11 protein-coding genes and 1 pseudogene are annotated in these 11,569 nt (G+C 34.0%); 7 read left to right on the top strand and 5 right to left on the bottom strand.

Annotated features, from left to right (window positions below):
- Positions 1-33 precede the first annotated feature (33 nt).
- Positions 34-1,566: a ClC family H(+)/Cl(-) exchange transporter gene (locus QOR44_RS05530; RefSeq protein WP_000427422.1), complete on the top strand. Its 1,533-nt coding sequence runs from the start codon at positions 34-36 to the stop codon at positions 1,564-1,566.
- Positions 1,567-1,622: 56 nt separating this feature from the next.
- Here the strand turns inward: QOR44_RS05530 and QOR44_RS05525 are convergent, their stop codons facing one another.
- Positions 1,623-2,552 carry a helix-turn-helix transcriptional regulator gene (locus QOR44_RS05525; RefSeq protein ID WP_001086430.1) on the bottom strand — a complete coding sequence of 310 codons (930 nt, stop codon included), beginning with the start codon at positions 2,550-2,552 and terminating at the stop codon, positions 1,623-1,625.
- 261 nt (positions 2,553-2,813) lie between these two features.
- On the opposite strand from QOR44_RS05525, the pseudogene QOR44_RS10315 reads away from it, so the two are divergent.
- From QOR44_RS10315 to radC, 6 genes and pseudogenes are all read left to right on the top strand, one after another.
- Positions 2,814-2,993: pseudogene (locus tag QOR44_RS10315) on the top strand (hypothetical protein); the annotation flags it as partial.
- 181 nt (positions 2,994-3,174) lie between these two features.
- On the top strand, positions 3,175-3,996 hold the full coding sequence (locus QOR44_RS05520) for a Cof-type HAD-IIB family hydrolase (protein ID WP_000593347.1): 822 nt from the start codon (positions 3,175-3,177) through the stop codon (positions 3,994-3,996).
- A gap of 100 nt (positions 3,997-4,096) precedes the next feature.
- Entirely contained in the window at positions 4,097-4,711 is a 615-nt protein-coding gene (locus QOR44_RS05515; protein WP_000895132.1) for an SGNH/GDSL hydrolase family protein, read from the top strand.
- A 159-nt stretch (positions 4,712-4,870) separates the two neighbouring features.
- Entirely contained in the window at positions 4,871-6,310 is a 1,440-nt protein-coding gene (locus tag QOR44_RS05510) for a 6-phospho-beta-glucosidase (protein ID WP_000989489.1), read from the top strand.
- A gap of 90 nt (positions 6,311-6,400) precedes the next feature.
- The gene (locus tag QOR44_RS05505; protein WP_000667246.1) at positions 6,401-7,534 is read left to right on the top strand and encodes an AI-2E family transporter; all 1,134 of its coding nucleotides are present in this window, start codon (positions 6,401-6,403) and stop codon (positions 7,532-7,534) included.
- A 95-nt stretch (positions 7,535-7,629) separates the two neighbouring features.
- Complete coding sequence (gene radC, locus QOR44_RS05500) at positions 7,630-8,310, top strand: RadC family protein (RefSeq protein WP_283572680.1); 681 nt, start codon at positions 7,630-7,632, stop codon at positions 8,308-8,310.
- Positions 8,311-8,322: 12 nt separating this feature from the next.
- Here the strand turns inward: radC and QOR44_RS05495 are convergent, their stop codons facing one another.
- From QOR44_RS05495 to QOR44_RS05480, 4 genes are all read right to left on the bottom strand, one after another.
- Entirely contained in the window at positions 8,323-8,961 is a 639-nt protein-coding gene (locus QOR44_RS05495) for a redox-sensing transcriptional repressor Rex (protein WP_000605175.1), read from the bottom strand.
- A 154-nt stretch (positions 8,962-9,115) separates the two neighbouring features.
- Positions 9,116-9,463: a DUF1831 domain-containing protein gene (locus QOR44_RS05490; protein ID WP_000863504.1), complete on the bottom strand. Its 348-nt coding sequence runs from the start codon at positions 9,461-9,463 to the stop codon at positions 9,116-9,118.
- Between the two features lies 1 nt (position 9,464).
- Entirely contained in the window at positions 9,465-10,580 is a 1,116-nt protein-coding gene (locus tag QOR44_RS05485; protein WP_000639601.1) for a cysteine desulfurase family protein, read from the bottom strand.
- 3 nt (positions 10,581-10,583) lie between these two features.
- On the bottom strand, positions 10,584-11,558 hold the full coding sequence (locus tag QOR44_RS05480) for a ribose-phosphate diphosphokinase (protein WP_000840698.1): 975 nt from the start codon (positions 11,556-11,558) through the stop codon (positions 10,584-10,586).
- Between the last annotated feature and the right edge of the window lie 11 nt (positions 11,559-11,569).

The raw sequence follows: 11,569 nt of genomic DNA, 5'->3' as shown, positions 1-11,569 counted from the left end.
TTGTTAAAATAATTGTAAGAAAAGGAGGAAAATATGGAAAATCATAAAAATGAATTTCAGTTTTCACTTGAATCAATTCTGGGATTTGTTTGGAGAGGAATAGTAGTAGGCTTAATAGCAGGATTTGTTGTCAGCATATTTCGATTAGCGATTGAAAAAATTTTTTTAGTTGTTATGGAACTTTATAAAAGTGCCCATTATCACCCAATTATTTTATTGAGCATTACGGTTACTAGTATTATCGCTGCAGTGATAATAGGTTTTTTTATCAAATCTGATCCTGATATTAAAGGTTCAGGTATCCCGCATGTTGAAGGTGAACTTAAAGGAATGCTATCGCCAGACTGGTTTAGTATTGTATGGAAGAAATTCATTGCGGGTATTTTAGCTATTTCTTCGGGACTTATGCTTGGTCGCGAAGGTCCCAGTATTCAGTTAGGAGCTATGACAGGTAAGGGAATTGCACAGTATCTCAATGCTAGTCGAATGGAAAAACGTGTTTTAATTGCTAGTGGTGCGGCAGCAGGTCTTTCAGCAGCCTTCAATGCTCCTATTGCAGGCCTTTTATTTGTAGTTGAAGAAATTTACCATCATTTTTCTCGCTTAGTTTGGATAACAGCTTTGGTAGCAAGTTTAGTGGCAAACTTTGTCTCACTTAATATCTTTGGTTTAACCCCAGTTTTAGCTTTACCATCAGAATTACCATCTTTAAATCTCAACTTTTATTGGATTTTTTTACTCATGGGTCTCTTTTTGGGTATCTTAGGTTTTATCTATGAGTGGGTAATTTTAAGATTTCATGTGATCTATGATTATTTGGGCAAACTATTTCATCTACCATCTCACCTATATGGTATATTAGCGGTAATTTTTATTCTTCCTATTGGTTACTATTTCCCACAATTATTGGGGGGTGGAAATGGCTTAATTGTATCACTGCCTAGGAGTAATCTTAGTCTGATGATGTTAGGATTATTTTTCCTCATTCGTTTTTTATGGAGTATGTTGAGTTACAGTAGTGGCTTGCCAGGAGGAATTTTTTTACCAATTCTAGCTTTAGGATCTTTAGCAGGTGCTTTTTTTGCAGTAGGTATGCAGTACTTTGGTATAATATCTCATCAGCAGATATCTTTATTTGTTGTTCTAGGAATGGCGGGCTATTTTGGTGCAATCTCAAAAGCACCACTAACAGCTATGATTTTGGTTACAGAAATGGTTGGCGATTTAAAACAATTAATGGCTATTGGAATTGTAACAATGGTATCTTATATTGTCATGGATTTATTAAAGGGAGAACCTATTTATGAAGCGATGTTGGCTAAAATGACCTTCAATCCAAAAGATAAAGTAATGACACCTACATTGATTGAATTAACTGTTTCAGATAAAATATCAGGAAAGTATGTCCGAGATTTAGAATTACCAGAAAATGTGTTAATAACGACTCAAATTCATCATAAGACATCGGCTGTAGTATCAGGAAATACTATCTTGAATGCTGGCGACACCATTTTTTTAGTTGTGAATGAATCGGAAATTAAAGAAGTACGTGAACAGCTGATGTAAGCTAATTAACGCTTAAATAATAAAAAATAGAAACTAGTCATGGATTTAACTAGTTTCTATTTTTTTGTATTTATATTTCTATAGACAAGCGTACTACCGTCTTTTTTGTTGGTAAATTGTTTGCGGTACTGGCGAGGAGTTGTATGATAATAGCGTTTAAATTGGCGATTAAAATTTGATAGATTATTAAAACCAACGCTGTTGGCAATATCAATAATGGCCGTAGTGGAGTTAATAAGATGCTCACTAGCTTTATTAAGACGAACTTGTATGATAAATTCTGTACAGGATGTTCCAGTATGCTGTTTAAATACGGTCATAAAATGTGTCTTACTATACCCCATATAATCAGCTAAAAATTCAATGGTAAGATTTTGCTGGTAATTATTATTAATATAATCAATCAGATCACGAATTCTCTCGTTTTTTCTGTAGGTATCATCAGTATGTTTTTTAATGACATATTGATGATAATAGAGTAAATACAAGAGTTCGTTTAATTTAGCTTTTAGGAGTAGCTCAAAATGTCGATTTTCTTCTTTTGAAATATTAAAAATATCAAACAAACAATTTTTGATATCATTATATCCTGTCATACTAGGTTTGATACATTGAATAAACTTAAAAGAGCTAGTCTGCAACGGTTGTAAATAACGAAGGCTAACTTGGTCTACAATAGAATATCCTATTAAATCTAAGTGAAATTTAATGCTATCTGTGATATGCTCTTTATTTTCAATCGGATGAATAGAATGCATACCATTTGGACGGATCAAGATAATATCACCAGATTGGCTATTAAAAAAATCATAATCGATGTGATAACGTGCGGTCCCCTCGTGGACATATGAAATTTCAAGTTCCGGATGCCAGTGAAATAAAATGTCAGGGTAACCATTTCTAACCTCAGTATGCATGTGTTCATAGGGTAATAAATGCCGGTTATCTTCTAAATTATGTGATAGTAAATTATCAAGTGAGTTCATCGTTTTTCTTTCTAAAATCGTAGGATAGTATTATTATAACAGAAAACTATCAAAAAATGGGTTTCGTAGGATAGTATTATTTTTTGAAAGGATAGTGTAAGTTTTGTATAGGAACATGACATATAATATAAGTCATAGAGAAAACGCTTTAAAATTTTTGCTTAGAGTGTTTCTAATAACTTCAAAATCCTTACAGGGTCGTTTAATCTCCTTATCTCATGTAAGGATTTTTTGTTGTATTAATATGACCAAATTTATTAATATACTCAATTATTTATTTTTTCAAAACAGAATAACTATGTGAAAAAAATAATTTTAGGTCTCTCAAAAACACGTATAGCCATTTCGAATCTCAAATATTTTATTATGACTATTGCAATAGTTACGAATCTATTATTCAACTCAACAATAAGAAAACTCTTCAGTAAATCATTATGTTAAACAAGCTCTGATAGTTGAAGATAAGTATAGGTAAAAGTCGATTTAATCTCTGAAACAAAATTTAACTTAATTAATAGAACCGTTGACGTATCAGGTATCAAATCTTTTTGGTTTATATGTGATATAATGAAAGAACATATTGAGATATTTGGCACCCTCTTGAAAGGCAAAGGTTACTTGTATGATTAAACTAATAGCAACAGATATGGATGGAACTTTTCTACGCTCAGATAAAACTTATGATAAAGCACGGTTTTCTTCTTTATTAACGTTGATGGAGAAGTATGATATTAAATTTGTAGCTGCTAGTGGTAATTTATACGATCAATTGTTGTTAAACTTTTTGGAATACCCTAATCGTATCGCCTACGTCGCTGAAAATGGTGGTCGTGTCATTGACCAAGATGGCACATTACTAAAAGAAACTTATTTATCTAATGATACAGTTGCAGCTGTTTTATCCTATTTATATCAGAACTATCCTGAGACACTCATCAGCTTATCTGGTGAAAAACGTTCATACCTTGAGCGAAGAACTCCTATTAATAGGCGGACTGAATTAGAATACTATATGCCTAATTTTATCTATAAAGACCATTTGCTGCCCTTAGATGATGACCGCTATTTTCAAATGACACTTTGGGTAAATGAAAATCTTGTTTCTGAGATGTTGTTAGATATTAGTGAACACTTTAAAAATCATCATATCAGATTGACCTCTAGTGGTTTTGGTTGTATCGATGTCTTACCAGCTGATGTCAATAAAGCGGATGGTATCGCTATTCTTCTTGAAAAGTGGGGATTGAAACAGGATCAAGTGATGGTTTTTGGTGATGGGGGCAATGATGTGGAAATGTTGAGAGCAGCAAATATTTCTTACGCTATGTCAAATGCGCCAGAAGAAATTAAAGCTATTGCTAAATATCAAACAGTTAGTAACGATCAAGATGGTGTGTTAGAAACGATAGAGAACTTTCTTCACAAGATGAGTGATAATGAATAGAACCACGTAGCTTTTAACGAAGCATACTATTCAATTCTCAGGTGAAATTTTGTTATAATACAAGAAAGCCTAGAGAAATATTTAAGAATGAAGGAGAACGATGTTAGAAGTTATTGACAAAGCTTTAAGAGATTATCAAATGAAACGAGAACAGTTTTTTGAGATTAACAATCAGACAGTACAAGAAGGTGCCATTGTTTTCACAGGAGATTCTATCGTTGAGTTTTTTCCTTTAAAAAAACATTTAGGACGTGACTATCCTTTAGTTAATAGAGGAGTAGCAGGATCAGATACTTATTGGCTTTTAGAAAACTTGAGAACCCAAGTATGGGAATTATTACCATCCAAAGTATTTATTTTAATTGGAACAAATGATATTGGTTTAGGGCATTCACAGTCAGAAATCATAGCTAATATCACGGATATAATTGCAGAAATTCGTGCGGAATCTTATATGACAGAGATTAATATACTGAGTGTTTTACCTGTTAGTGAAGAAGATGACTATATAGAGCGTGTCAAGGTAAGAAATAATCAAACAATAAAAGCTTTAAACAAAACCTTATCAGTAATTTCTGGCATTAATTATATTGAATTGTATGATTTATTAGTTGACGAAAAAGGTCAGCTTGCTAGCAGTTTTACAAAAGATGGTTTGCACCTAACAGATCAAGCCTATGCTAAAATTTCTGAAACGATAAAACTCTACCTTTAAAAGTGTTTTGATACTATTTTTATGTATTTAAATACACAGAATTAGTGAAAAGACCTTCTAAGTAGAAAGTTCATGTCATGGATAGTACCAGTATTTGGCGAATCAATGTCAGTAACTGGTCTTTTTTAATATTATGATAAGAAAAAACAAGAGGGGTAAATGATGGTAAAACAAGTATTTCCAAAAGGTTTTTTATGGGGCGGGGCAACTGCTGCCAATCAATGTGAAGGAGCTTACAATGTTGATGGACGTGGCCTAGCAAATGTAGATGTTGTTCCTACTGGAGAAGATCGATTTGCAATTATTTCAGGACAAAAGAAAATGTTTGATTTTAAGGAAGGATACTTTTATCCAGCAAAAGAATCAATAGATTTTTATCACCATTATAAAGAGGACCTTGCATTACTTGCAGAAATGGGTTTCAAAACCTATCGTATGTCAATAGCATGGACGCGTATTTTTCCAAAGGGTGATGAGCTATATCCAAATGAAGCTGGCCTTCAGTTTTATGAAAATATTTTTAAAGAGTGTCGTAAGTATGGTATTGAACCTTTGGTAACCATCACACATTTTGACTGTCCTATCTACCTTATTAAACATTACGGTGGGTGGCGGAGCCGTAAAATGATTGGTTTTTATGAGCGCCTTGTACGAGCTTTATTTACTCGTTTTAAGGGGTTAGTTAAATATTGGTTAACCTTTAACGAAATCAATATGATTTTACACGCTCCTTTTATGGGCGCTGGCTTATATTTTGAAGATGGTGAAAATCAAGAGCAAATTAAATATCAAGCAGCTCACCATGAGTTAGTGGCTTCGGCTATTGCAGTAAAAATTGCTCATGAAGTTGATCCAAATAATCAAATCGGATGTATGCTAGCTGCAGGTCAATACTATCCAAATACATGTCATCCACAAGATTATTGGGCTTCGATGCAAAAAAATAGAGAAAATTATTTTTTTATTGATGTGCAAGCGCGTGGCAAATACCCTAATTATGCTAAAAAACATTTTGAGCATTTAGGTATTTCAATTCAAATGACAGCAGAAGATCTTGCTTTGTTAAGAGACTATACGGTTGATTTTATTTCATTTTCTTACTATTCAAGCCGAGTAGCTTCAGGTAATCCAACCGTCAGTGAACAGGTTCAAGAAAATATTTTCGCATCACTTAAGAATCCTTACTTGAAATCTTCTGAATGGGGATGGCAAATTGATCCGCTTGGATTACGTATTACCTTAAATGCTATCTGGGATCGTTATCAAAAACCGATGTTTATTGTTGAAAATGGACTTGGAGCAGTAGATATTCCTGATGAGAATGGTTACGTAGAAGATGATTATCGTATTGATTACCTCCGTCAGCACATTGCTGCAATGAGAGATGCTATATATGTAGATGGTGTTAATCTAATTGGTTATACTACATGGGGATGTATTGATTTAGTATCTGCAGGAACTGGTGAAATGGAAAAACGCTATGGTTTCATTTATGTTGATCGCAATAATAAAGGAGAGGGAACACTCAAGCGTTACAAGAAAAAATCGTTTTATTGGTATAAGAAGGTTATTGCAAGTAATGGCAGTCAAATAGAATAAAGAACAGACTAATAACTGTTAACTCTCTTTTTCTCATTCATAAAATAGTGTATAATAATTGAAAGAAATTAAGATTAATAAGGAGATTTCATGAAATTTGAAAAACGGCAGGTCTATTATGTTGTCATAACATTTGCTATTTGCTATGCTATACAGGCTTATTGGGGAGCTGTTTCTAATATTTTAACTACGCTTCATAAGGCAATATTTCCTTTTTTGATGGGAGCTGGAATTGCCTATATTATTAATATTGTTATGTCAGTCTATGAGCGGTTATATGTAAAGCTTTTTAAAGGATCTAGACTATTAATGGCAATCAAGCGTAGTGTTTCTATGATTTTATCCTATGCAACTTTTATTGGTTTAATTGTCTGGCTATTTTCAATTGTCATTCCAGATTTGATTTCTAGTTTGAGTTCTTTATTGGTTATTGATACCGGAGCACTTGCTAAATTGGTTAATAATCTCAATGAAAATAAACAAATTTCTGAGGCTTTAAATTATATGGGAACAGATAAAGACTTAGTTTCTACTTTAAGTGGTTATAGCCAGCAGATTTTGAAGCAAGTTTTATCTGTTTTAACAAATTTACTAACCTCAGTTTCCTCTATTGCGGCAACACTCCTGAATGTTTTTGTTAGTTTTATTTTTTCAATTTACGTTTTGGCAAACAAGGAGCAGTTGGGACGTCAGTTTAATTTGTTAATTGATACCTATTTAGGTTCAACAGGCAAAACATTCCATTACGTTCGTCATATCCTTCATCAACGTTTCCATGGTTTTTTTGTAAGCCAAACTTTAGAAGCTATGATTTTAGGAAGTTTGACGGTTATTGGTATGTTGATCTTCCAATTTCCTTATGCTTTAACAGTTGGGGTTTTAGTTGCTTTTACAGCTCTAATACCGGTTGTGGGAGCCTACATTGGTGTTACAATCGGTTTCATCTTAATTGCTACTGAATCGCTTACTGAAGCATTCTTGTTTGTTCTTTTCTTGATCCTTTTACAACAATTTGAGGGAAATGTCATTTATCCAAAAGTTGTCGGTGGATCGATTGGACTGCCTTCTATGTGGGTTTTAATGGCTATTACTATCGGAGGTGCTTTATGGGGAATCTTAGGCATGTTACTTGCTGTTCCTGTTGCAGCTACTATCTATCAGATTGTAAAAGATCATATTATCAAGCGACAAACGCTTAGAAATCGTGCACGAACCTATCGTTAAATAAAAAATACTTAGATTTTTCATCTAAGTATTTTTTATTGATTTAAAACATGAGTTTTTGATTGGTTTACGAATATTATGACTGGAGGTGTTTTATGTACCATATTGAATTAAAAAAGGAAGCTTTACTACCAAGAGAACGCCTAGTTGATTTAGGCGCAGATAGATTGAGTAATCAGGAGTTATTAGCCATTCTCTTACGTACAGGTATTAAAGAAAAACCTGTTCTGGAAATTTCAACACAAATTTTAGAAAACATAAGCAGTTTAGCAGATTTTGGTCAATTATCCTTACAGGAGTTGCAATCCATTAAAGGAATCGGTCAGGTTAAATCCGTCGAAATAAAAGCTATGCTAGAACTAGCAAAACGGATTCACAAAGCTGAATATGATCGTAAAGAGCAAATTTTAAGTAGTGAACAATTAGCGAGGAAAATGATGCTCGAATTAGGGGATAAAAAACAAGAACATTTAGTAGCTATTTATATGGATACACAAAATCGTATTATCGAACAGAGAACTATTTTTATTGGTACTGTACGTCGTTCAGTAGCAGAGCCAAGAGAAATTCTACATTATGCTTGTAAAAACATGGCAACTTCTTTGATTATCATACATAATCCTCCCTCAGGTTCTCCAAAGCCCAGTGAAAGTGATTTAAGTTTCACTAAAAAAATAAAACGATCATGTGATCATCTGGGAATTGTCTGCCTAGATCACATCATCGTTGGAAAAAATAAATATTATAGTTTTCGAGAAGAAGCAGATATTTTATAAATAATGAACTATTTATTGCTGCTGGTTCATGAAATAAAGTAAAGTTTGTAATTCGCTTGTTAAATCTACATACTGAACAATGATATCTTTTGGTAATGTTAAATGAACTGGAGAAAAACTCAAGATGCCTTTTATACCTGCTTTGACTAAGATGTCAGCAACTTCTTGGGCTTCTGTACTAGGTACTGTTAGGATAGCAGTTTCAATATCACTATCTATTAAATGGTCATTGATAGTCGAAATACCGTAGACAGGAATGCCATCCTCGGTTGTTTTACCAACTAAATCATTGCTATCTAAATCAAAAGCCATTGAAATTTGCATTTTATTGCGATCGTGGAAACGATAATGCAAGAGAGCTCTACCGATATTTCCACATCCCACCAACATAACATTTGTTGTAGAATGATCGTTCAATATTTCTGCAAAGAAGTTCATAAGTTTTTTGACATCATAACCAAAACCACGGCGTCCTAGTTCACCAAAATAAGAAAAATCACGTCGAACAGTAGCAGAATCGATACCTAGGGCATCTGCAATTTGTTTGGAACTAGCTTTTTCGATGCCATCAGTATTAAAACGTTTAAAAATACGGTAGTACAGTGATAAACGTTTAGCAGTTGCTTTAGGAATAGACTTATCCATAATCACAAAATTATCTCCTTGTTAAAAATTTTATTATTCGATTTAGAATTAGTTATATAACTTAATTCTTCACATCTCTATTGTACAAAAAGATTGTGAAAGTGACAACAAAATGGTTCGCAAAAAGACCACTAAAATGTTAAAAATAGTGGTCGATAAATTATTTTGCAGTTTTCGTAAAGATATCACGCTCAACGAGGCTGTCCATTAAGAAATAAAATTTGTCTTGAAGAATTTTATGATCGGTAGATTTAAAGATATTTACTATTCTAAGGCCAGATTTATCAGTAATTAAGAGCTTAAAACCAGAAAGTTCTTTATTGATTGTAATCTTTAGAGGAAAGCCATCGCCAGAATTAGGTACTGTTTCTAGGAGACGCTCTAATTCATAATTACCTAAGCGATTTTGAGTGAATGTAGTATCGCGTAAGGTATATTTTTTAATGTTCGGGCTGATAGTGTAAATGTAATTGCAGTCTCGAAGATTTATTTCTTTTTCAAATGCCATATTAATCTCCTATAATTTTTCTTAAGGTTTTAGCTAATTCAAGAATTTCTTCTTGGGTATTTAGTTCTGAAAAACTAATACGTATTGATTCATTTAGACGTGGTGAGTTGGCTCCATACAAGCTTGTTAAGACATGGCTAGGTTCGACTGTTCCTGCAGTACATGCAGAACCTGTTGAAACTGCGAATCCAGCTAAATCTAATTGTGTCAATAACAAGCCATTATTCTGTCCAGGAAAACCTATATTAAGTACATGAGGTAAGCAGTCTTGACCGTTATTAAGATAGAAGTCAAGGTCTGAAATAGCATCTAAAAAGGTCGTTCTCAGCTGACTAATGTGAGTCCAATTTTTAAGGGTGTTAGTCGTAGCATCAGTAAGAGCTTGAGACATTCCAGCAATACCAATTATATTTTCAGTTGAAGCACGCCTTTTTTCCTCTTGGTCTCCACCGTGAAGTAGACTATCAAAGTGATGGGGAGCACAGTAAAGTATCCCAACACCTTTTGGACCGTGAAATTTATGGGCAGAAGCAGCTAAAAAGTCAATTCCTAAAGAATGAGGATCAAGTTCCATTTTGCTAAAGACTTGAACAGCATCAACGTGAAAAACAGCTTGGTGGTTCCTGAGAAGCTGACCAATCTCTTGAATTGGTAAAAAGTCCCCGGTTTCATTATTAGCAAACATGAGAGATACCATAATAGTATCATCTCGTAAAGCCTCTTGAACGTCTTTTGCAGTAATTTGTCCATGGTGTGGTTTTAAGTAAGTAATATCAAAACCAAATCGCTCTGATAAGTAAGTCATAGTATGTAGGACTGAATGATGTTCAATTTCAGAGGTAATAATATGTTTACCTTTTAGCTGATTTGCAAGAGCATACCCTTTGATAGCTGTATTGTTGCTCTCAGTTCCCCCAGAAGTGAAAATAATTTCACGTGAATTAACATTTAGATATTCAGCAATAATTTGTCGACATTCACGTAAAAGTTGATTTGCTTGACGCCCAAAGGTATGTATACTAGATGGATTACCATAGTTACTTGTCATGACATTGGTCATTTTCTCAATAACAGATGGGGTTAGAGCGGTAGTAGCAGCATTGTCTAAATAAATCATCAATTAATCCTTCTTATCTGAACGATATGAAAATAATGGACTTAAAGGTTTTCTTTCATGGATACGGATAATGGCGTCTGCAATGAGATGGCTAGCGGTCAGATATTTAATATTGCTAGGGATACGCTCTTTAGATAAAACAGAGTCTGTTACGATAATTTCTCTAATTGGTGCAGACTCTAAAATATCAGCTGCGCCGCCAGCAAAAAGCCCATGACTAGCAACAGCATAAATCTCAGTTGCTCCACCACGTTCTAAAATTTTTGCAGCTTCGGCAAAGGTTTTTCCTGTATTTAAAATATCATCAATAATAATAGCTTTCTTACCTTCTACCTCACCAATAATATAGCCTTCTTCACGTTCAGAATCATCTTGTGCATAATCAATGATAGCAATTGGAGAGTCAAGGTATTCTGCCAAACTACGAGCACGCTTGATTCCAGAATTTTTAGGACTAACAACGACGACATCTTCACCAGAGAGACCGAGTTGATTATAGTGTTCAGCAAATAGTGGGACAGTAAAAAGATTGTCAACTGGGATATCGAAGAACCCTTGTACTTGCACTGCATGTAAGTCGAGGGTAAGAACTCGATCAACTCCAGCTTTAACTAACATATTAGCGACCAATTTTGCAGTAATAGGTTCACGAGATGCAGCGATGCGGTCCTGACGAGAGTATCCAAAATAAGGGACTACGATGTTAACAGTATTAGCACTTGCACGTTTGCAAGCGTCAATCATAATGAGTAATTCCCAGAGATTATCATTGACTGGGAAGCTTGTAGATTGGATGATATAGATATCGTCACCGCGCACCGTTTCCTCAATATTAATCATAATTTCGCCATCAGAGAATTGACGTGATGACATCTTACCCAAAGGAATTCCTGAAGCTTGGGAAATTTTTTCAGCAATTTCTCTATTAGCGGTTAATGAGAAAAGTTTGATTTGTTTATCGGCGTATTGTTCTGCCATGAGATAGATGA

This window comes from Streptococcus agalactiae (assembly GCF_949788565.1).
GTDB classification, from domain to species: domain Bacteria; phylum Bacillota; class Bacilli; order Lactobacillales; family Streptococcaceae; genus Streptococcus; species Streptococcus agalactiae.
This window is presented reverse-complemented; position numbering and strand designations above follow the sequence as displayed.